Annotated in this window: 15 protein-coding genes; all 15 read left to right on the top strand. The window is 45.8% G+C overall.

The window, feature by feature from the left end; all coding sequences use genetic code 11:
* Positions 1-83: 83 nt before the first annotated feature.
* The 15 genes from ACHKAR_RS00350 (at position 84) to ACHKAR_RS00280 (ending at position 22,118) form a co-directional block, all read left to right on the top strand.
* On the top strand, positions 84-3,314 hold the full coding sequence (locus ACHKAR_RS00350) for a SusC/RagA family TonB-linked outer membrane protein (protein ID WP_395415705.1): 3,231 nt from the start codon (positions 84-86) through the stop codon (positions 3,312-3,314).
* Positions 3,315-3,331: 17 nt separating this feature from the next.
* Positions 3,332-5,119, top strand: a complete 1,788-nt coding sequence (locus ACHKAR_RS00345; RefSeq protein WP_395415704.1) for a RagB/SusD family nutrient uptake outer membrane protein — start codon at positions 3,332-3,334, stop codon at positions 5,117-5,119.
* Between the two features lie 12 nt (positions 5,120-5,131).
* Positions 5,132-6,682, top strand: coding sequence for a DUF5123 domain-containing protein (locus tag ACHKAR_RS00340; RefSeq protein WP_395415703.1), 1,551 nt, complete (start codon positions 5,132-5,134; stop codon positions 6,680-6,682).
* A gap of 81 nt (positions 6,683-6,763) precedes the next feature.
* Entirely contained in the window at positions 6,764-9,982 is a 3,219-nt protein-coding gene (locus tag ACHKAR_RS00335) for a T9SS type A sorting domain-containing protein (protein WP_395415702.1), read from the top strand.
* Positions 9,983-10,102: 120 nt separating this feature from the next.
* The gene (locus tag ACHKAR_RS00330; RefSeq protein ID WP_395415701.1) at positions 10,103-11,413 is read left to right on the top strand and encodes a pectate lyase family protein; all 1,311 of its coding nucleotides are present in this window, start codon (positions 10,103-10,105) and stop codon (positions 11,411-11,413) included.
* Positions 11,394-12,305, top strand: coding sequence for an alpha/beta hydrolase fold domain-containing protein (locus ACHKAR_RS00325; protein WP_395415700.1), 912 nt, complete (start codon positions 11,394-11,396; stop codon positions 12,303-12,305). Before ACHKAR_RS00330 ends, ACHKAR_RS00325 begins: the two co-directional genes overlap by 20 nt.
* Before the next feature lie 6 nt (positions 12,306-12,311).
* Positions 12,312-14,066, top strand: a complete 1,755-nt coding sequence (locus ACHKAR_RS00320) for an Ig-like domain-containing protein (protein WP_395415699.1) — start codon at positions 12,312-12,314, stop codon at positions 14,064-14,066.
* Between the two features lie 189 nt (positions 14,067-14,255).
* Positions 14,256-14,930, top strand: a complete 675-nt coding sequence (locus tag ACHKAR_RS00315; RefSeq protein WP_370519078.1) for an NUDIX hydrolase — start codon at positions 14,256-14,258, stop codon at positions 14,928-14,930.
* Positions 14,931-15,116: 186 nt separating this feature from the next.
* Positions 15,117-15,953 (top strand): 5-dehydro-4-deoxy-D-glucuronate isomerase, encoded by an 837-nt coding sequence (gene kduI / locus ACHKAR_RS00310; RefSeq protein WP_395415698.1) that lies wholly within the window; start codon positions 15,117-15,119, stop codon positions 15,951-15,953.
* A gap of 2 nt (positions 15,954-15,955) precedes the next feature.
* Positions 15,956-16,720 (top strand): SDR family NAD(P)-dependent oxidoreductase, encoded by a 765-nt coding sequence (locus ACHKAR_RS00305; protein ID WP_395415715.1) that lies wholly within the window; start codon positions 15,956-15,958, stop codon positions 16,718-16,720.
* A gap of 111 nt (positions 16,721-16,831) precedes the next feature.
* Positions 16,832-18,226, top strand: coding sequence for a glucuronate isomerase (gene uxaC / locus ACHKAR_RS00300; protein WP_395415697.1), 1,395 nt, complete (start codon positions 16,832-16,834; stop codon positions 18,224-18,226).
* Positions 18,227-18,329: 103 nt separating this feature from the next.
* The gene (locus ACHKAR_RS00295; protein WP_159584392.1) at positions 18,330-19,346 is read left to right on the top strand and encodes a sugar kinase; all 1,017 of its coding nucleotides are present in this window, start codon (positions 18,330-18,332) and stop codon (positions 19,344-19,346) included.
* 52 nt (positions 19,347-19,398) lie between these two features.
* Positions 19,399-20,376 (top strand): TRAP transporter substrate-binding protein, encoded by a 978-nt coding sequence (locus ACHKAR_RS00290; protein WP_159584390.1) that lies wholly within the window; start codon positions 19,399-19,401, stop codon positions 20,374-20,376.
* Positions 20,366-20,836, top strand: a complete 471-nt coding sequence (locus ACHKAR_RS00285; RefSeq protein WP_159584388.1) for a TRAP transporter small permease — start codon at positions 20,366-20,368, stop codon at positions 20,834-20,836. The genes ACHKAR_RS00290 and ACHKAR_RS00285 overlap by 11 nt, the downstream gene beginning before the upstream one ends.
* On the top strand, positions 20,823-22,118 hold the full coding sequence (locus ACHKAR_RS00280) for a TRAP transporter large permease (RefSeq protein WP_395415696.1): 1,296 nt from the start codon (positions 20,823-20,825) through the stop codon (positions 22,116-22,118). The genes ACHKAR_RS00285 and ACHKAR_RS00280 overlap by 14 nt, the downstream gene beginning before the upstream one ends.
* Positions 22,119-22,222 lie beyond the last annotated feature (104 nt).

The following is a 22,222-nucleotide window of genomic DNA, read 5'->3' as shown; positions in this document are numbered from 1 at the left end:
TGCAATCGATTACACAAAATGTGAGTTCAGATTTTAATCACATTACCTTTTAATAAATCCACTAACCTATAATATGATGAATTATGTGTACTAAAATCACTATTCGCAAATCATGGATACAGATACTTTTCTTGCCAGTATTGGTACTGGTATCTATGACTAGCGCAACAGCCCAAGATCTGACCGTAACAGGTAAGATTACTGATCGAGAAACAGGAGAGGGCCTGCCAGGAGTGAGCGTTGTAGTTCAGGGAACTTCAGAGGGAACGATCACCGACATTGAAGGAAACTACAAGGTTACTGTTGCCGAGGATGCAACTTTGACCTTTAGTTTTATTGGTTACGCTAACCAAATAATACCAGTTGCTGGGAAGAGTATTATCAACGTGTCCATGGATGTTGATGTACAGGCATTGGATGAGGTGGTAGTGGTAGGTTATGGTACTCAGAAAAAGTCAAACCTGACTGGGTCAGTGGTTTCTGTAACAGGAGATGCTTTGAAGAAGGTACCTGTGGCAAGTGTAGCAGAGTCATTGACTGGTCGTTTAGCCGGAGTGCAAATATCTACCACTGAGGGCTCACCCGACGCAGAAGTCAGAATAAGGGTGAGAGGTGGGGCTTCACTGACCCAGAGCAGCTCGCCGCTGTTTATTGTGGATGGCTTTCCTGTAAGCACTATATCGGATTTATCCCCATCAGATATCAAGTCCATAGATGTGCTAAAAGATGCTTCATCAACGGCCATTTATGGTTCTCGGGGAGCAAACGGAGTGGTAATTATTACTACTAAGAGTGGTACTGAGGGAAAGGTCACTGTGAATTACAATTCTTTTTACGCAGTGAAGAAGATTGCCAAAACCCTGGATGTGCTTGATCCGGAAGATTATGCCAGATGGCAGTATGAATATGCGGTGCTGGATGCCAGTGAGGAAGGTGATTACTCATCTTATGAGGACTACTTCGGATTGTTTGGTGACCTTGATCAATATGAAGGACAAGCAGCCAATGACTGGCAAAGACAGATATACGGCCGTACAGGAACCACGTTTAGTAATGATCTGAGCATCCGCGGTGGCGGACAAAAATTCAACTACTCTGCCAACTTCGCAAGATATGATGATAAGGCCATTATGATTGGTTCTGACTATGTGAGAAACAACATTACCTTAAAATTCAAAAACGCTCCGAATGATAAGATTGATCTGAATTTTTCATTGCGTTATTCTGATACAGAAATCAACGGAGGTGGAGCTAATGAACAGAACGAGGTATCTTCTGCTGACTCCAGATTGAAACACGCAGTAGCTTATGCACCTATTCCGATATCGGGAGTGAGTCTATCAGATGATACCAATGAGCAAACTTCAGGAGATCTGGTAAATCCGATTGTTTCCACGAATGACAATGACCGATTGCAAAAACGGAATAATTACAACATCGCAGGGAGCTTTGCCTGGAAAATAATTGATCCATTGCAGCTAAGCACTTCTTTTACGGTGGATAACTATAATTACCAGGACAACCGTTTTTACGGGGTGACTACCTACAAAGCAAGAGACCGCTCTCCTGCATACCCAAATCAGCCGTCAGCACTCTTTAGCGATAGGAAAGAGGTAAGACTCAGGAATACCAATACGGTGACTTATGATGTCCTCAAGGGGGAGTTACATAACCTAAAAGTGATGGGGGGGCATGAAATGCTATTTACCCAGACCAATGAGTTGGAATATGAAATTCAGGGTTATCCAGTATTATTTAGTGCAGATGAAGCTTTCAAGCTGACGACACAAGGACAGTCTATCTACGCAGATAATAATTTTAGTCCGGACGATAAACTGTTATCATTCTTTGGAAGGGCTAATTATGACTATAAGAATCGCTACCTAATCAGTGCGGTATACAGAGCTGATGGATCTAGCCGATTCAAAGGAGACAATGTTTGGGGGTATTTTCCATCATTATCTGCCGGGTGGAAGATTACCGAGGAGAGCTTCATGAGCGGGTTGACCAAATGGATGTACTTATTGAAACTTCGTGCCAGTTATGGGTTGGCCGGGAATAACAATATACCAAGAGGCCAGACCGTACAGACATTTGAATCCAGAAATACCACTTACATCAACGACGTAAATAGTTACTGGGCGGCTTCTACCATCATGGCCAATCCTGATTTGAAATGGGAGACCACGGAAACTAAAAATATCGGATTGGATTTCGGTTTGCTTGAAGGCCGGGTAACCGGTACAATAGAGGCTTATCAAAATAACACCCGCGACTTACTGATCCGTTTCCCTGTAGCAGGTACAGGCTATGAATATCAGTACCGAAATATGGGTGAAACGGAGAATAAAGGGGTAGAACTAAGCCTTAATGGTATCGCATTGGATAAAAAAGACTATGGTCTGAATTTCAACTTCAACATTGCTTTCAATAGAAATAATATCAAATCACTTGGTGTGATGGACGAGTTGGTGGGCACGGAAGTAACCACTGGATGGGCCTCTACTCAGATTGCCAACGACTACCTGGCCCAAGTAGGAGATCCAATTGGCAGGATGTACGGATATGTATCTGATGGTCGGTACGAAGTGGATGATTTCGAAGAATATGATGAGAGCTCCGGACAGTGGGTACTCAAGGAAGGTGTGGTGACTTCAGATGGTATATTAACGCCACGTCCAGGTATGATGAAATTGATGGATCTTGATGGAAATGACACCATTACCATCGATGATCGAAGGTTTATAGGCAATGCTAATCCCAAACATACCGGTGGTTTTGTGCTCAACGCCTACGCTTATGGATTTGACCTCACGGCCGCCTTCAACTGGAGCTATGGAAATGACATCTATAATGCCAATAAAGTGGAGTTCACTTCAGCCAATGAAAACAATCAGTATCGAAACCTGATCTCCGTTCAGAAAGAGGGAGAGAGATGGACTAATATAGATTGGAATACCGGCGAACTGATCACTGATCCGGCACAACTGGCGGCAGTGAATGCCAACACCACCATGTGGAGTCCATACATGGATCGGTACATCTTTAGTGACTGGGCAGTTGAAGATGGATCCTTTCTAAGGCTCAATACGCTCACTTTAGGTTATACTTTACCTAAGGCGATTATTGAAAGAGCCCGTATTGAAAACCTTAGATTCTATATCACGGGTTACAACCTGTTTATCCTGACAGACTATACGGGATTTGACCCTGAGGTATCTACCAGACGAAAAACCCCACTCACACCGGGTGTGGACTATTCAGCTTATCCACGTAGCAGGCAGTTTACTGTTGGCATGAATCTTACATTTTAATCCAAATGACATTGAAAATGAAAAAGATATTAAACATAGCTCTTGCCGGTGTGCTGATTTTGGGTACCACTACGTCTTGTGAGGATTACCTGGAAGCACCGGCCAAATCTACTCTGGATGAATCGAAGATATTTTCGGTTTATACCCTGGCTAAGGGTGCCGTAGATGGCATTAAGGAACCCTTTGGACAGACTAACTCATACAGAGGTCGCTTTCTTCCGAATTATGGGATGAACACAGATGTGGAGTGGAACAACAACTCCAATAATCCTGATGACAACTACGACTTGGTGAAATACAATGCGAAGCCCAATAATGACCAAATGAATACGACTAACAATGCCTGGGCCATGATGTATTCGGGTATTGAACGAGCAAATATTTGTATTCGTGGGCTGCGTAACTACGGGGATGTAGAGAATGATGAAAATATGGCCTACTTACTAGGAGAGGCCCTTACCTTGCGAGCTGTTTATTACGCGGACCTGGTCAAATCCTGGGGGGACGTGCCAGCAAGATTTGAACCAATCACTACGGAAACCCTGTACTTACCGAGATCTAGTCGGGACGTTATTTACAAGCAGCTATTAGCAGATCTGGAGGAGGCCGCTACAATCGTTCCATGGCCAAACGAAACATCAAGCACTGCTTCTGTTGAGCGGGTAAATAAAGCTTTTGTCAAAGGACTAAGAGCAAGACTGGCTTTAGCCGCCGGTGGGTACTCGCAGTATGCGGACGGTGTGCGCCTCAGTACTGATCCGGAATTGGATCGCGCAACCATGTATGGAATCGCGTTGCAGGAATGCAGAGATGTGATAGCAAGTGGCACAGCACGTCTTGAAACTTCGTTTGAGGATTTGTGGAGAAAGTTCAACCAAGATGATGTAACAGCCGGAGGGGAATCACTTTGGGAAATCCCATTTGCCACAGGGAGAGGAAGGTGGTTATTCACTTTTGCCGTAAGGCATTTGAGTAAGGATAAGTACACAGGTCAGGCCAGAGGAGGTCAGGGTGGTCCGTTGCCGTTCGTGTTTTATGATTATGCTCCTAATGACTCACGTAGAGATGTCACTTGTGTGCCATACCAATGGAAAGACGTGAGCCCTTCAGAGGACATTGCTCAGCAAGAGCCTACCGGCCTGGACCAGTGGATGTTTGGTAAATACCGATACGAATGGAAAAACACTCGTGTGACCGCTTCCAACGATGACGGAACCAACTTTATGTACATGCGCTATGCCGAAATTTTACTCATGGCTGCTGAAGCAGCTTATGAGCTGGAGGGGCCTGATGCCGCCAAACCGTATTTGAAAGAAATTCGTCAGCGCGCTTTCGATCAGGCGGACTGGCCTACTCAAGTAGATGCTTATCTGGGCGGCTTATCTGGATCAGCTGTTTTCGATGCGATCGTAGAAGAGCACAAACTCGAACTGTGCGGCGAAATGCAACGCAAGCAGGCCCTCATTAGATGGAATCTGCTAAAGACAAAACTTGACGAGGCGAAACAAAAGATGTACGACCTGAGAAGTCAGTCAGGTGAATATGCTAATGTGCCCTCCACCTTGTATTACAGGCTTGCAGAAAATAACGAAACCCTGGAATTCTACGGATTGGAGAGGGGTGAAACAGACAATAAGTCAGGTGAATATAGTGATAATATTGATTGGGCGGTAGTGGATGAATTGGATGATGAAAAAATTGAAACCATCTATGTTGGAAACCCCGATGAGAACCAGTTTTGGCCGATCTGGCAAGTCTTTATAGATGGTAGCAATGGACAGTTGACCAACGATTTACTGAATTAAAAAAGGATGAATATGTATACCAGAATTAAAAAATTCACAGGAATCTTGCTATGCGCACTTTCACTGGTGCCTATGGCTTGCAAGGATGACATAGATCCGGTCATTACAGAACTCACAAAATCGAGGGCCTTTGCCCCGGTGGGACTTGAAGCCCGGGTGCGTAACCAGGTAGATATAGAGCTTAGCTGGACCGCAAATCCTGATGTTGACCAATATGTTATAGAGTTCTTTCAGGATAGCCTTCGGTTTTCTGGTGATCCCATCAGCACTGCTATAGTAGACGATATACCCACAGCCGGAACCATCACCTATACAGAATCTCTCTCAGGTGAGACCCGCTACTCGGCCAGAGTGAGAGCTGTGACTGAAGGGCTGGAAGAGTCTAACTGGGCTATTGTCACCGCACGGACAGATGCGGAGCAGATTTTCCTCCCATTGCCAGGCGAAAATGTACAGGACACTTACGCCACAGTAGTTTGGCAGCCAGGGAGTGAAGTAACTCATCTGTTAATAGTGCCAGGCAATACATTGGTGCAGATTTCAGCAGCTCAGGTAGCAGCAGGAGAAGCGAGAATCGATGGGCTTTCAGGAGCAACGGATTATACCGTGACCTTGTACAACGGCACCAAAAGAAGAGGAACAGTGACTTTTTCTACCCTGAAAGAGGCCAATGTTACTGCCAATGATGACCTAAGTAGCGTTATTGATGCCTCAGAAGAGGGGGCGGTACTCATATTAGCGGCAGGCACCTATAACCTTGGTGGAAAGGAAATTACAAAGTCCATAGTTATCGAAGGGCAGAAATGGTACGACATGCCAGTGATTATTGGGCAGTTTTCTTGTGGTACTCCAGTGAGCTCCATCACCCTGAGGTATCTCAATATACAAGGACAAGATGACTATGGTCAAATGTTCAATGCTTCTGCCTCAGAGTGCAATCTCGGTACCCTTACTGTTCAGGGCTGCGAAATCAGTGGCTATAGCAACAATATCCTCTATAGCAACAGCGGAGGAACCTACGGAGACATTATCATTTCTGATACCTACATCCATGATATTCCCGGTGGAGGAGGCGATGGTTTCGACTTTAGGGGTGGAGCTGTGGGATCTCTTACGTTAGAGAATTCTACCGTCGCCAATGGAATACGAACACTCCTGAGAATGCAAGTCGCTGCTGACGTGGCATTTAGGAATTGTACTTTCTACAGGGCTTGTATCGCCGACAATAGTAACAACCGAGGGTTCTTTAGAATGTCTGGAGGTGGTACCTCGTTGGAAGTAAGCAAATGCCTCTTCGTAGAAACAGGTATTGAGGGTAGTGGGGGAGCTATTTATGGAAACTGGTCTCAGGCGGGAGATATCAGTGAGGAAGTGTCATTGAATTACAGAGACAATTACTACTTCAATACCATTGGTTTGTGGGAAGGTGAATATACTGATCCGGGTGAAGTAGATGCGACAGAAGCTAACCCAGGTTTTGTAGATCCGGCAAATGGAGATTTTACTATTACCAATCAGAACCTGATTGATGAAGAAGTAGGACCATCTCGCTGGAGACAATAAGAATGAAAGGGCTAATACTTCCCTTCAATCAAACAATATGAACAGTGATATTCACTAATGGACATAAAATTCAATGATATTATGAAACTGTTATCCAATATATTATCAATCCTAATGCTGTGTGCCCTGTCAGTTACAGGAGCATGGTCTCAGGATGACCCCAACCAACCTGCGGTTGGTGAATGGACAATTTACAATGCTGATGAGCTGCCAGATGCCGCTGACCCGGCCTGGAGTGCCAGCAATGGATCAGGTACCACCTGGTCGATAGAGTCTGATCCGATTCGGGTAGGCAACAATTTGTTGGCGTTGGATGGGGCCGATGCTTCAGGAATGTACAAAACTGCAGATTTTGATCCGGTGCCTACTGCCGTGACTGTGGTCATGCGGGTCAAAGGCAAGGACCTCACCGCTGATCGATTGACGGATATTGATATGCACATCAATGGCTTTAGGGACCAATTAAACATCCGATCCTCTGGTGAGCTGAGCTTACAGCGTTCAGGTGCTTCTGTAGATTTATCGGGTCTGTTAAATACCTCTCAGTGGAATGTCTACCGAATGACCATAGATGCCTCGAGTGGTACTGAAGGGATTGTGAAGATTTACTTAAATGAAAACCCCTTTCCGGTTCTTACAGCCACTACAACTACCACTACAGGTTCAAATTACTTTCGCTTTGGAGATGGAAATGGTAGTCCAACATACTCGGCCTATGTGGATTATGTGAGCTATGATGTTACAGGAGCATTTTCACCAGCACAAACTCGCTTACCCAATGATTTGACCAAACCTCCCGTGGGGGCGTGGACCATTTATCATGCGGATCAATTGCCAGATGCGGCCGATCCTGCTTGGAGTGCCAGCAATGGATCAGGAACTACCTGGGCCATCGAATCAGATCCGGTAAGGGTAGGTAATAATCTACTGGCGCTGGATGGAGCGGATGCTTCGGGGATGTTCAAGACCTCAGATTTTGACCCGACACCTACTGGTGTGACAGTGGTGATGCGTGTCAAAGCCAAAGATCCGTCTGCGGATCGTTTGACCGATATCGACATGCACATCAATGGATTTAGAGATCAATTGAATATCAGATCTTCTGGAGAGTTGAGTCTCCAGCGATCAGGCGCTTCCGTAGATTTGTCCGGAGTTTTAAACGTCAATAAGTGGAATGTATACCGGATGACAATCAATGCGAGTAGTGGTACTGAAGGGATTGTAAAGATCTACTTGAATGAGAACCCTTATCCGGTGCTTACTGCCACTACCACTACCACTACTAGCTCTAATTATTTCCGCTTCGGAGACGGCAATGGTAGCCCAACTTACTCGGCATATGTGGACTATGTAAGCTATGATGTTACAGGGGCATTCTCTCCCGAACAAACCAGATTGCCCAATGAGGTAACAAAGCCACCTGTGGGTGAATGGTCTATTTATAACGCTAACGAACTGCCGGACGCAGCTGACCCAGCCTGGAGTGCCAGCAACGGCTCGGGTACCATCTGGGCCATAGAAGCTGATCCGGTAAGTGTTGGAAACAATTTACTGGCATTAGATGGAGCAGACGCCTCGGGAATGTACAAAACTTCTGATTTTGACCCTGTCCCAACAGCGGCTACCGTCGTGATGAGAGTGAAAGCAAAGGATCTAACCGCAGATCGTCTCACGGACATAGATATGCACATCAATGGATTTCGGGATCAGCTAAATATCCGGTCTAACGGAGAGCTCAGCTTGCAGCGTTCTGGAGCTTCTGTGGACCTCTCTGAGGAGCTAAACGTATCTCAATGGAATGTATATCGCATGACTATAGATGCGAGTAGTGGTACAGAAGGTATTGTTAAAATCTACCTAAATGAAAATCCTTATCCAGTACTCACTGCCACTACCACTACCACAACAGGCTCTAATTACTACCGGTTTGGAGATGGAAATGGTAGTCCGACTTACTCGGCTTATGTGGATTATGTCCTTCATGATGTGACCGGGGCTTACTCACCTTCCCAATCACGACTGCCAGCGCAGTTTACAGGTGACGATGAGGGGCCTACACCGGTGATTACTGCTCCTGCTGCCCTTTCTGAATTCGTCCAACATTTGGGAACACCAACTGCCGCTAAGTCTTTTAGTGTATCGGGTAGTGATCTTAGTACGGATTTGACCATTACGGCATCAAGTGGGTATGAACTTTCACTGAGTGAGACAGATGCATTTACCACAGATCCTTTGGTGTTGAGCAATATCGAAGGTACAGTTGCCGAGACCACCATCTATGTTAGGTTAAATTCTACGGAGCTCGGCGCATTTAATGGAGCTGTTACTTTGGTGAGTGGTAGTACCACAAAGGCTGTTTCCCTAACTGGAATGACAATAGTGCCTGAAATCAGTGTGAGCGGGGCGCTTGAGCCATTCAAAGAAAGTGTTAGCTCGGTTTCTGAATCGCAATCTTATTCCGTCACTGCCGTCTACTTGGTTGCAGACCTGACTATTACAGCTCCGGATAGTTACGAGGTATCCCTCGACAATACCACCTGGAGTGGGATGGTTAGTATTGCCCCGGATAGCGAGGGAGTTATTAACTCCACCAGCGTCTATGTGAGGCTGAACGGAACTGAAACGGGCCAATACAATGGAAATATTGTTCATTCATCTACCGGAGCGACTGATGTACTGCTGGCTGTAACGGGAGAGACGATTCCTGATCCTGGGATTATTGCTTCAGGGGAGTTTGTTGCTTTTTCTCAAAATCTGAATCAACCATCAGACCCTCAGAGTTATACGGTGTCTGCCACTAATCTTGCTAGCAAACTCGAAATTTCAGTGCCACAAGGTTTTGAGATTTCATTCAACGGAGAGCTATGGTTGAGTTCACTTTCACTTGCCCCTCTGGATGGAAATGTTGCCAGCACCACCATTTACATAAGGCTCAATGCACCTACGGAAGGTAGCCATAGTGGCAGTCTTGTGCATAGCAGTGTGGGAGTTGATGCCGTTTCCTTTTCATTGTCAGGAAGTACAGCAGCAGGAGTGGTTTTAGGTGCCACTTTCGATGATGATCTATTCAAAATGTGGCCCAATCCAGCTACGGATAGAATTTTCATAAAAGGTAAAGTGCTACAAAATAACCAGCAACTATCACTTTACACCTTGGGTGGGGTAAGAGTGAATTCATATAAGCTCTTGCAAAACAATGAAGGGGTGGAACTAGACCTTACTAACCTGTCGCAGGGCATGTATGTGATTGAACTTACCAATGAAGGTAAGAAGGTGACTAGAAAATTCTGGAAAGAATAAGGGGTTTGCAGTGATAGACAAATCAGCAGGAACATCCTTGTGGTGTTCCTGCTATTGCCGCTATCAGATAGGCTTCTAATTTATTGAATCAAAACCCTAGGTTTGGATAGTAGAGTGGATATGAGATATAGTACATTGTTTTTCATTTTGTTTTTTGGGGTTCAACTGATCTGTCGATCTCAGGATCTTGCTTTTCCGGGTGCGGAGGGGTTCGGTAGGTATGCTTCAGGGGGACGTGGTGGTCAGGTATTGGTTGTTACAAACCTTAACGATTCTGGCCCTGGAAGCTTAAGGGAAGCATTACGTGAGGATTATCCAAGAATTGTTTTGTTTGCCGTTTCAGGGAATATTGAGTTGGAATCGCCACTCGACATCAACCATGGCAATGTAACTATCGCTGGTCAATCAGCACCCGGTGATGGCATTACACTAAAAAATTATCCTCTGAAAGTTAAAGGAGACAATGTAATTATCAGGTACATCCGTTCCCGGTTAGGAGACGAACGAAATGTGCAGGATGACGGCATGAGTGCCAAGGACAATCGAAACTTAATGATTGATCACTGCAGCTTCAGTTGGAGCACAGATGAAAGTGCCTCCATCTATGATAATGAGCTGGTAACTGTACAGTTTTGCATCATTTCTGAAAGCCTGAATAATTCTGTCCATCAAAAAGGAACCCATGGATATGGTGGGATATGGGGGGGCAAAAAGGCCAGTTTTCATCACAATTTGTTAGCACATCACAACAGTCGAAATCCGCGTTTTCAGGGAGCCCGATATCACAAGCAACCCGAGCTTGAAATCGCTGATTTTCGTAACAATGTCATTTATAACTGGAAATCAAACAACAGTTACGGCGGTGAAGAAGGAAATTATAATTTGATCAATAACACTTACAAGCCGGGCCCGGCTACCGAATCCAAAGTGGATAAAATTTTGGATCCGTATGAGCCTTATGGACATTTTTATTTGGAAGGGAATGAGCTTATTGGAAATCCTCATGTTTCTGATAACAACTGGGCTGGAGTGAATGGAGGGGACGCCGTGGTGAGCCAGATCAGGTTGGAAAACCCTTTGGAAGTGGCATCAGTAACTCCTCAATCAGCAAAAGCGTCTTTTGAATGGGTGCTGAAATCTGCCGGAGCTAGTTATAGGCGGGATGCTGTTGATCAAAGGATTGTTGAAGAAGTGCGTGAAGGAAAAGCAACTTTTGGGAATAACGGAATTATTGACTCACAAACTCAGGTTGGGGGCTGGCCGGTACTGCAATCAGAAGTAGCTCCAAAGGACACTGACCGGGATGGTATGCCTGACAAATGGGAAAAAAGAATGCATCTGAATATGAAAAAAGATGATTCTGCGGAGATTGGATTAATGGAGCATTACACGAACATTGAGGTCTATTTGAATGAGTTGGTTCAGCACTAGTCTATTAATCCTTCTTTTGATCGCAGGATGGGTTGTAGTCGGACAGGTCCCCCGGGATACAAGCTATACCGTAGCAAATACAGTTGCCAAAGTACTCAGACATTATCCCAATTTGGATGTTCAGGGTGTTGAACCTAATGATCCGGAATCGGTGACGTCCACTTTTGATGTGGCATACAAAGATCTGGGGTACCGAAGTTTGGTGGCGAATCTTTTCATCCCTAAAGAGAAGAGGGTTTCCGCCGCTATTTTGATGATTCATGGAGGAGGATGGAGAGCAGGATCGCCCGGCTTAATGACTCCCATGGCTGAGCGACTGGCAGAATCGGGCTATTTGGTGATGGTGCCCGAATATCGCCTGTCGATGGAGGCACTCTATCCCGCGGCTATTGGCGATTTGAAGGATGCGCTGCAATGGATGCGAGATCGATCGAGAACAATGGGTATGCATACCAACCGCATGGTTGTACTGGGATGTTCTGCTGGTGGACAGTTGGCGGCCCTCCTGGGAACTACGACCGACGTTCAGGCGATAGTTGATATAGATGGAGTTTTGGCTTTTAAACATCCTGATTCACAGGAAGGATCTATGGCTGCACAATGGCTTGGAGGTACTTATGAGGAAGTGCCTGAGTTATGGCAGGAAGCTTCGGCACTGACACATGTCTCAGCCTCTACACCACCTACCTTATTTTTGGCAAGTAAATACCCAAGATTTCTTGATGGAAGACAGGAATACATGCAGGTTTTGGAAGAAGTCGGCACCTATACAGCAGTTCGGGTATTCGAAGATGCACCTCATTCCTTTTGGTTGCTGTCACCGTGGTTTGAAGCCACTGTGGTGGAGGTGATCAAATTTTTAAATGATACAATTTTAGAGCAGGATAATTAAGCTTAAATGGATATAGAAAGAGGCATAGTGGTTGATTCGGGATTCATAGTTGGTCTGTTACTTGGTTTGTTAGTCATTTTTGTGTCCTGCAAGGAAAATGAGGAACCGCTTCAGATACTTGTTAGCCACATTTCCATCAAAGGCGATTTTATAGAAGACGGGGAAACCAGTCAGCTTACGGCTGTTATTCTTCCCGCCAATGCATCCAATCAAATGGTTGAATGGAAAGTATCAAATGAGTCGGTGGCCACTATCAGTGAAAATGGCCTCTTGACTGCTGTATCCAATGGGGTGGTTACCGTCACAGCGTCTGCAAAGGATGGCTCTGGAGTAACCACTCAGAAATCATTTAATGTCTCGGGTATAATGTCTCCGGTGGTATTGGTGGAGCATATCTCGATAACAGGAAATAATATTACTGATGGCAGATCCCAAGCCTTTAGTGCTGAAATTTTACCGATCAATGCTAACAATCAAACAGTGGTGTGGTCTGTTTCGGACGAAACCCTGGCAAACATCTCAGCATCAGGTGTTTTGACCCCCATTAAAAATGGATCCGTCACCGTGCGAGCATCGGCCACAGATGCATCAGGAATAGTGGGTGAGAAAACTGTTTCTATCTCAGGGGTGCTTGAAGGTACCGACGGAACCATCGTGGGTACAGCTGAGGACATTCTCAATGCGATTGTCAATGCAAATCCTGGGGATAAAATCTATATCCGAGGAGGCACTTACACTTTCTCCACCAAGATTAACCTAAGCCGTGATGGGGCTGAGGGTAATTTGATTTCACTCATTGCCCATCCTCAGGATACAGAACGACCAAAATTTGATTTCTCATCGATGGCCGAAAACTCCGGTAACCGTGGCTTACAACTATCCGGTGACTACTGGTATGTAAAGGGTATTGATGTTTTTGGTGCGGGAGACAATGGGATGTTTATCAGCGGAAATTACAACCTGATAGAGTTTTGCACTTTTTCTGAAAATGCAGACACCGGTCTTCAGATTGGTAATGGCGCAAGCCACAACACCGTATTGAATTGTGATTCGTTTTATAATGCAGATTCCTCCATCGAAAATGCTGATGGTTTTGCCTGCAAGCTGGATGCAGGAGATGGCAACAAATTTATTGGGTGCAGAGCCTGGCAAAACCTCGATGATGGATGGGATGGATACCTGCGCGGAGCGGATAACATTACGACCACCTACGTGAATTGCTGGGCATTCAAAAATGGGATGCTAAAAGATGGAACCATTGGTGGTGGCGATGGTAATGGTTTTAAAACGGGGGGTAGTGATGATAAGCTTCTGAAACACAATGCCCTATATACCAATTGTATTGCCGCCGGCAATATTGTAGATGGATTTGATCACAATAGCAATAGGGGTACAGTGATCATGTATAACTGCTCAGCTCACAGCAACGGGCGAAACATCAATTTTGGGAGCTCCAACATTGCATCATCGCTCACCATCAAAAACAGTTTGTCATTTGCGGGCGGTAGTGGGGATAGTTACCAAGCCACAGCCACTGATATTACCAATAACAGTTGGCAGGATGGTCTGGAGGCTTCTGCGATAGATTTTGTAAGTATTGATCTGGATGCACTGTCTGCTCCTAGAAAGGCAGATGGTAGCCTACCCGATGTGCAATACCTGCACCTCCAATCTGATAGTGATCTAATAGATAAAGGGGTAGATGTAGGTTTGGACTATTCCGGTTCAGCACCGGACCTTGGAGCTTTTGAGCACAAGTAAGAGGCCAATATTTAAGGATACTAAGGCAGATCAGCCATTTTGGTTGGTCACATACCCGGCTCCAAGGGAGCCGGGTTTTATTAAACTGCTCATATGGGTGGCATTGAATGATTTTAAAGCATCAGACAGGTCAATTATGTATAATTAGGATGTGGGAAATCTTTTTTCTTAATTTTGATCGATCACTAACTGAATCACAAGACACTGGAATCACTAACCATTACTACCGTATCCTCTAGCTCGTACGAGTGCACCATCACAGTAGACTGTGCCGTTTTTGGCTTTCAGGACAATGAACTCAGGCTGCTTTTGGTCAAGCGGGCGATTGATCCATTTAAAGATCAGTGGATGCTCCCGGGGGGTATTATGGATGAGGGCCATACCCTGGAAGAGTCCGTGAATAATGTGCTATTCAACCTCACAGGAATCCACGATGTACATCAGGAGCAGGTGAAGGCGTATAGTAGTGTGGACAGGCACCCGGTGAAGCGTGTGCTCACTGTGTGCTTTTATGCCCTGATCAAACCAGAAAACCATCCAGTAATCGCTAAGAATTATGTGTCTGATGTACAATGGTATTCACTTTCAAAGCTTCCAAAACTGGGCTTTGATCACGATCAACTGGCCGTAGATGCGCTGCATAAACTGAGGGGCAGCCTTGATCAAAATCTCATCTTTGGAGAATTGCTTCCAGACAAGTTTACATTGAAAGAACTGCAGGATCTTTATGAAAGCATCCTGGACGAAACGCTTGATCGGAGAAATTTCCGAAAGAAGATTCTTCAGTCAGGGTTGGTGATTCCTACCAATGAAAAGAAGATAGGAGTGAAGGGTGGGCCGGAACTCTATCGAATCAAGAAATAGATATTTAAGGAGATATTCTTTGATAATGATAAAATAAGCTATAAAAAGTGTTGAGTTATTGTGAATTCATTAAACTGTGTATAAATTACACAGTATTAAATTTGAGGGGTGAGCCTCATGTCACATGAAAGACGGTGCCACAGACCCCTGAGATCAATTTTGCATTTATTAAAACCTTATTATCGGATGAATCAAATACGCTTTTCTACCAATCCCAATGACTTTCTTAATTACACGACTGAAGACATCAGACAAGAGTTTTTGATTCCTGAGGTGATGCAGCCCGGTGAGATCACTGCGGTTTATTCTATGTATGACCGTATGGTCACCATCGGTGTGATGCCCCTTAAGGAGGCCATCAAGCTGCCCGTATACGAGGACCTTACCAAAGCTGACTACTTCCTGGAGCGTCGTGAATTGGGGATCATCAATACCGGAGGAGAAGGTGTGGTGGTCGTGGATGGAGAGTCTTTCACCCTCGCCAACAAGGAATGTCTTTATGTAGGAAAGGGCAAAAAAGAAATCACTTTTGCAAGCGGTAATGCTGCCACGCCAGCAGAATTCTTTGTGAATTCATGCCCTGCTCATCATGAGTACCCGACTGTGAAAGCAGGTCTTGCTGATGCCAATGAGGTCAATCTGGGAACAAAGGAAAATTGCAATGAGCGGACTATTTACCAGTTTATACACGAGGGGGGCATTCAGAGTTGTCAGCTGGTGATGGGCTTCACTGCCCTGAAGACAGGAAGTATTTGGAACACTTTCCCACCACACACGCACCTTCGACGCATGGAGGTTTATTATTATTTCGACCTGGCTGATGATCAGTTGGTCATGCACTTCATGGGAGACCCTCAGGAGACACGCCACATCGCCATTCACAATAAACAGGCGGTGATTTCGCCAGAGTGGTCTATTCACTCCGGGGCAGGTACTTCTAATTATTCTTTTATCTGGGCCATGGCGGGTGAAAACAAAGCTTTCACGGACATGGATGGTCAGGACGTTAAAGCAATACGATAATGGTGTTAGACTCATTTAATTTAGCCGGAAAGACGGCCCTGGTGACCGGTTGCAAGCGGGGTATTGGTAAGGCCATCGCAGAGGGATTGGCAGAAGCAGGAGCGGACATTATTGGTGTCTCGGCTTCATTGGAGCTTTCGGGTAGTGAAGTAGAGAAGGCTATTCAGGCCCGTGGTAGGTCCTTCAAAGCCTATCAGAGTGATTTTTCAGATCGGGAGTCTGTCCACGCTTTTTTAAGGAAGTTGATGGATGAGAATAGCCAGATAGACATACTGGTGAACAATGCGGGCACCATCATGAGAAAGCCCGCAGCAGAGCACCCAGACGAGTATTGGGATGAAGTGATCGAGGTGAATCTGAATTCCCAGTTTGTGATCTCCCGTGAGGTAGGTAAACATATGATAGCCAAGGGTAAAGGGAAAATTATCTTTATTGCATCACTCCTTACCTTTCAGGGAGGGATCACGGTGCCCGGATATGCAGCCAGTAAAGGTGCAATTGGCCAGCTGAATATGGCCCTTTCAAACGAGTGGGCTTCGAAAGGAATCAACGTGAATGCCATCGCTCCTGGTTATATTGCTACAGACAATACCAAGGCACTTAGGTCGGATGCAGATCGGAGCGATTCTATTTTGAGCAGAATTCCTCAGGCCAGATGGGGAGATCCTGAAGATTTTAAGGGGCCGGCGGTCTTTTTGGCCAGCGGTGCGTCTAACTATATGAATGGGTCCATCGTCACCGTAGATGGTGGCTGGATGGGCCGATAATCAAGATTTAAAAGAAGCCCGGTGAAGGAATAAAATTGTATTACTTCTTCATACTTCATACGAGTTCTTCACCGGCTTCTTTTACTAAACACTGAACACTAAAATTTGGAGATGAAAGAATTTCTTGGTGAGGATTTTTTATTAGAAACCAAAACGGCGCAGACCCTCTATCACGACTATGCGGCGCAAATGCCCATTATCGATTACCACTGTCACCTGTCTCCAAAAGACATAGCGGAAGACCGGATATTCAATAATATCACTGAGGCCTGGCTGGAAGGGGATCATTACAAATGGCGCGCCATGCGTACCAACGGTGTGGATGAGTCCTTTGTGACCGGAAACAAATCTCCTGAAGAGAAATTTGAGCAGTGGGCGGCCACAGTGCCCGATACTCTCAGAAATCCTTTGTATCACTGGACACACCTGGAGCTCCAGCGCTATTTTGGCATTAAAGACATTCTGAAGCCAGCTTCAGGCAAGCAGATCTATCAGGAGGCATCTTCCAAACTCAATACTCCGGAATTTTCGGTGCGGAGCCTCATGGCTAAGATGAACGTAACAGTTGTCTGTACCACTGATGATCCCATTTCAAATCTGGAATATCATTTGCAACTTCAGCAGGAAGGGTTCCCCATTAAGGTGTTGCCCACTTTCCGACCGGACAACCTCTATGCGGTGGAGAACCCAAAGGCTTACAAAAGTTATCTGAGAAAACTGGAAGAACTGGTTGGATTTGGGATTACTTCATTTGAAGATTTGTTAAAAGCCTCGCAACAACGAATTGATTTTTTTCATGAAGTGGGTGGTCGTTTGTCTGATCACGGGTTGGAACAGCTCTATGAGTTGGGGGCGGCAGATCCGTCTGAACTTTTCGAGTTGATACTCAAGGGCGAGACCCTCTCCGGTTATCAGGTTCAGCAGTTTAAAATGGCGCTTCTGGTAGAATTGAGTAAGATGTACCATGCCAAAGGATGGACTCAGCAGTTTCATTTAGGAGCCATTCGCAATAACAACACTCGGATGATGCGGACCCTGGGGCCCGATACCGGATTTGACTCCATTGGTGATTTTTCACAGGTCAAAGCCATTAGTCGTTTTCTGGATAGATTGGATAATACCGATCAACTGGCGAAAACAATACTGTATAACCTCAATCCGGCGGACAATGAAGCCATGGCCACTATGATTGGAAACTTCAATGATGGTTCCGTTGCAGGTAAGCTGCAGTATGGTTCTGGCTGGTGGTTTCTGGATCAGAAAGATGGGATGGAGAGGCAGATCAATGCCCTGTCCAACATGGGTCTGCTCAGTCGATTTGTGGGCATGCTTACGGACAGTCGGAGCTTTCTTTCCTTTCCGAGGCATGAGTATTTCAGACGGATACTCTGCAATATGATCGGAAAGGATGTGGAGAATGGGGAGTTGCCTGGCGATATGGAATGGCTGGGTGCTCAGGTTCAGAATATCTGTTATCACAATGCTAAAAATTATTTTAATTTCTAGCCTTTGGGGTTTGAAAATAAACAAAGGGTGGGAGTATCCTGCGAAATGATATTTGAGCGGTAAGTGTCGAATCATTAAATTAAATGAAAAGACAGCAAGACATATGAAACAAGGCAGAGTAATCACATTTGGAGAAGTGATGATGCGCTTATCCCCACCGGGTTTTGCCAAATTTTCCCAGGCGACAAATCTGGAGCTGGCATACGGAGGTGGTGAAGCTAATGTAGCTATGTCATTGGCTTATCTGGGCATGCAAGCCGCTCATGTTACGAGGTTTCCAGATAATATCATTGGCAGGTCTGCGACACAGTTTCTGAGGCAGCACTGGTTAGACACCTCTTGGGTGCTTTATGGAGGTGAGTTGATGGGCAAGTACTTTCTGGAGAAGGGAGCTGTTCATCGATCTAGTCAGGTGGTGTATGAGCGTGACGGCTCGGCTTTTGCCAAAATCCAATCGGAGATGATTGATTGGAAGGCGGTATTCAAGGATGCCGACTGGTTTCACTGGACGGGGATCACACCGGCCATCTCAGAAGGAGCATTGGCTTGCTGTGCAGAAGCGATCAAAACGGCTAATGAAATGGGAATCATGGTCTCCGCAGATATTCATTCAAGAAAAAATCTTTGGAACTACGGCAAGACCCAGCAGGAAGTAATGCCGGAACTAGTGGCCGGATGTGACATAGTGTTGGCCAGTCGGCAGGACATAGCTGAAATTTTCGGGATCGATGTGGAAGCTGAGAAAGACGGGAAGTTTCAGTCGGCAGCCCAGGCGTTGATGGACAAATGCCCCCGGGTAAAAAAGATTTTTGATAAAAAACGGGAGACGATCAGTGCTTCTCACAATAGTATTCAGGGGAAAGTCTGGAACGGGAAGCGGTATCTGAAGACTGATACCCTGGATGTGACGCATATCGTGGACAGAGTAGGTACAGGCGATGCTTTTGCAGCAGGTCTGATCTATGGATTGCTTTCGTATCAGGATGATTTTCAGGCATTAAAATTTGCTACAGCAGCTTGTGCGCTTAAGCACACCGTGGAGGGAGATGTGAATATGGTCTCTCGTGAAAATGTGGTTGATTTGATGGAAGGGAATACTTCCGGTAAGATTATTAGATAATATAAAATATGACAAAAGTGGCCGTCTCCCTAGTAAAAGAAATAAGAGCTTAATGAGGTACTTACTGATTCTAATCTGCGCAGCACTGGTGTCTGCCTGCGCCACTTCTTCTGAGACCCGAGAGCTTAAACTCGGACATAGTCTGGCGGTGAGTCACCCGGTGCATACGGGCATGGTCTTTATGGCCGAGCGGCTGGAAGAAATCTCCGGAGGAAAGATGAAAATGACCATTTACCCGTCTGGTCAGCTGGGCAATGAGCGTGAGACACTGGAACTTCTGCAGATAGGAAGTCTGGCTATGACCAAGGTGTCAGCTGCTGTTTTGGAGAATTTTGCTCCTAATTTCAGGGTGCTTGGTTTGCCCTATATTTTCGAAAGTGAGGAGCACATGTATCGGGTGTTGGATGGCGAGATAGGCGAAGAGCTATTGGGACAGGGAGAGCAGTACAGGTTTCGTGGGCTATGCTACTACGATGCTGGTTCCAGGAGTTTTTACACTAAAGACCGACCAGTATACACGCCAGAAGACCTCAAAGGATTGAAAATAAGGGTGATGAAAAGTAACACTGCGGTAAACATGGTGAATCAACTGGGTGGGTCACCCACGCCCATTTCTTTTGGTGAGCTCTACACGGCCTTGCAGCAGGGAGTGGTGGATGGAGCCGAAAACAATCCCCCCAGTTTTTATTCCAGCAGGCACTATGAAGTTTGCAAATACTATACCCTCGATGAGCACACCAGTGTGCCGGATGTGCTGCTGGTAAGTATGGTATGGTGGAATAGACTCAGTGAGCAAGAACAGAAATGGCTGAAGCAGGCCGCTACTGAGTCGGTGAGTTACCAGCGTGTGGTATGGGCTGAGTCGGTAAAGGAATCACTGGCCGCGGTGAAGGCTGCCGGAGTGGAAATTATTATTCCCGAGAAGGAGGATTTTTCGTCCGTGGTGAATCCGATCTATGAAGCTTACAAAGACGATGTGGAAAAATTTGAACTTATCATGAGGGTTAGAGCATTGGCAGATGAAAAATAAGATTGACAGGTTTTTAGAGAAAATATTGGTACTCCTGATGGCTGTGATGGTGCTCAACGTACTGTGGCAGGTAGCTTCCAGGTTTTTACTGAATGCTCCCAGTGGGTTTACGGACGAGCTGGCCGGATTCCTCCTGATCTGGGTAGGGCTTATTGGCTCGGGCTATGCCACGGGCCAGGGGCTGCACATGGCCATAGATATACTTCCAAAATCCCTCGAGGGTGCCAGATTTATTTGGGTGATGCGATTTATTCATTTTTCGGTCGCACTCTTTGCACTGCTCGTCATGATCATAGGCGGGAGCAATCTGGTCTATGTGACGCTGGAGCTGGAGCAGCTTTCTTCCGCATTGCAGCTGCCTATGGGATACGTGTACCTGGCGGTTCCACTTAGTGGAGCATTGATGATTTATTATAGCATTTATTACCTTATATACACAGAGTCCAATGGCAATAACTGAGATATTACTCCTTGTAGCAAGCTTTTTATTGTTGTTGGCAATAGGTGTGCCGATAGCCGTGAGCATCGGTCTGTCTACCGCACTCACGCTAATGGTGAGTATACCTGCCATGCCGGCGCTCACTACTATTGCGCAGCGTATGGCTACCGGCCTTGATAGCTTCGCGCTATTGGCCATTCCTTTTTTTATTCTTTCCGGACAGCTGATGAACCGGGGCGGGATAGCCAGAAGACTGGTGGATTTTGCCAAGGTATTGGTGGGCAGTCTTCCGGGTGGTTTGGCGTTTGTCAATATCATCGCCTGTATGTTTTTTGGGGCCATTTCCGGGTCAGCCGCGGCGGCCGCATCAGCTATCGGAGGGTTCATGACACCCCGTATGGAAAAGGAAGGCTACGACAAAGGTTTTGGAGCAGCAGTGAACCTCACCAGTGCTACCATTGGTTTGGTGATCCCGCCAAGTAATATCCTCATTGTGTATTCTTTGGCTAGTGGGGGGGTGAGCATTGCAGCTTTGTTTTTGGCTGGCTATGTACCTGGTGTCATCCTGGGTGTAGGCCTGATGATGGTTTCCGGAGCCATTGCATTCAAAAGAAAATATAAAACCGGCGAATGGGTAGGATTTAAGGTAGGGGCCAGAAAATTGCTGGATGCTGTTCCTAGTTTGTTTTTGCTGGTGATTGTGATTGGAGGTATCGTCGCTGGTTTTTTTACAGCCACGGAGGCTTCTGCCATTGCGGTGCTGTATACGATTGTGCTGACCCTCATCTATAAAGAATTAAAGGTAAAAGAACTTCCCTCAGTACTACTGGATACGGTGAAAACCACTGCCATTATCATGCTTTTGATTGGTACTTCTATGGGGATGTCGTGGGTGATGGCTTATGAGAACATTCCTCAGGAGGTGAGTAATTTCCTGGTAACGTTGAGTGACAACCCGATAGTAATCCTGCTGATTATCAATTTGATTTTACTTTTCGTTGGTGTTTTTATGGATATGACACCTGCAGTACTCATTTTTACTCCCATCTTCCTGCCAGTGGTGACGGCTCTGGGTATGGATCCCATTCACTTTGGGATTGTGATGGTGCTCAACCTCTGCATAGGATTGTGTACACCACCTGTGGGCTCCGTTTTATTCGTGGGATGCAGTGTAGCTGGAGTCAGCTTACAAAAGGTACTGAAGCCACTGATTCCGCTATTTGCCGTGATGATCCTGGTGCTGATGCTGGTGACCTACATTCCTGAGTTGAGCCTGTGGCTGCCAGGGATATTTGACCTTTGATATACTAATATTACACTTCAATAGATTTGAATACCGATGGGGCACCATCGGTATTTTTTTTGACTTCACCTGATAAATGAGCCAGCTCAACGAGTAATGTCTGA

Origin of the sequence: Marinoscillum luteum (genome assembly GCF_044005705.1) — a bacterium.
In the GTDB taxonomy this organism is placed as follows: domain Bacteria; phylum Bacteroidota; class Bacteroidia; order Cytophagales; family Cyclobacteriaceae; genus Marinoscillum; species Marinoscillum luteum.
Note: the sequence above shows the minus strand (reverse complement) of the source record. Positions and strands in the feature narration are given on the sequence as shown.

What these genes read in the sequence shown, in the direction of transcription:
- ACHKAR_RS00350 (WP_395415705.1), top strand. Translation starts at nt 84, where the DNA reads ATGTGTACTAAAATCACTATTCGCAAATCATGGATACAGATACTTTTC.
- ACHKAR_RS00280 (WP_395415696.1), top strand. Translation starts at nt 20,823, where the DNA reads ATGGCAATAACTGAGATATTACTCCTTGTAGCAAGCTTTTTATTGTTG.
- ACHKAR_RS00320 (WP_395415699.1), top strand. Translation starts at nt 12,312, where the DNA reads ATGGATATAGAAAGAGGCATAGTGGTTGATTCGGGATTCATAGTTGGT.
- ACHKAR_RS00295 (WP_159584392.1), top strand. Translation starts at nt 18,330, where the DNA reads ATGAAACAAGGCAGAGTAATCACATTTGGAGAAGTGATGATGCGCTTA.
- ACHKAR_RS00335 (WP_395415702.1), top strand. Translation starts at nt 6,764, where the DNA reads ATGAAACTGTTATCCAATATATTATCAATCCTAATGCTGTGTGCCCTG.
- ACHKAR_RS00345 (WP_395415704.1), top strand. Translation starts at nt 3,332, where the DNA reads ATGAAAAAGATATTAAACATAGCTCTTGCCGGTGTGCTGATTTTGGGT.
- uxaC (WP_395415697.1), top strand. Translation starts at nt 16,832, where the DNA reads ATGAAAGAATTTCTTGGTGAGGATTTTTTATTAGAAACCAAAACGGCG.
- ACHKAR_RS00340 (WP_395415703.1), top strand. Translation starts at nt 5,132, where the DNA reads ATGTATACCAGAATTAAAAAATTCACAGGAATCTTGCTATGCGCACTT.
- ACHKAR_RS00330 (WP_395415701.1), top strand. Translation starts at nt 10,103, where the DNA reads ATGAGATATAGTACATTGTTTTTCATTTTGTTTTTTGGGGTTCAACTG.
- ACHKAR_RS00285 (WP_159584388.1), top strand. Translation starts at nt 20,366, where the DNA reads ATGAAAAATAAGATTGACAGGTTTTTAGAGAAAATATTGGTACTCCTG.
- ACHKAR_RS00290 (WP_159584390.1), top strand. Translation starts at nt 19,399, where the DNA reads ATGAGGTACTTACTGATTCTAATCTGCGCAGCACTGGTGTCTGCCTGC.
- ACHKAR_RS00325 (WP_395415700.1), top strand. Translation starts at nt 11,394, where the DNA reads ATGAGTTGGTTCAGCACTAGTCTATTAATCCTTCTTTTGATCGCAGGA.
- kduI (WP_395415698.1), top strand. Translation starts at nt 15,117, where the DNA reads ATGAATCAAATACGCTTTTCTACCAATCCCAATGACTTTCTTAATTAC.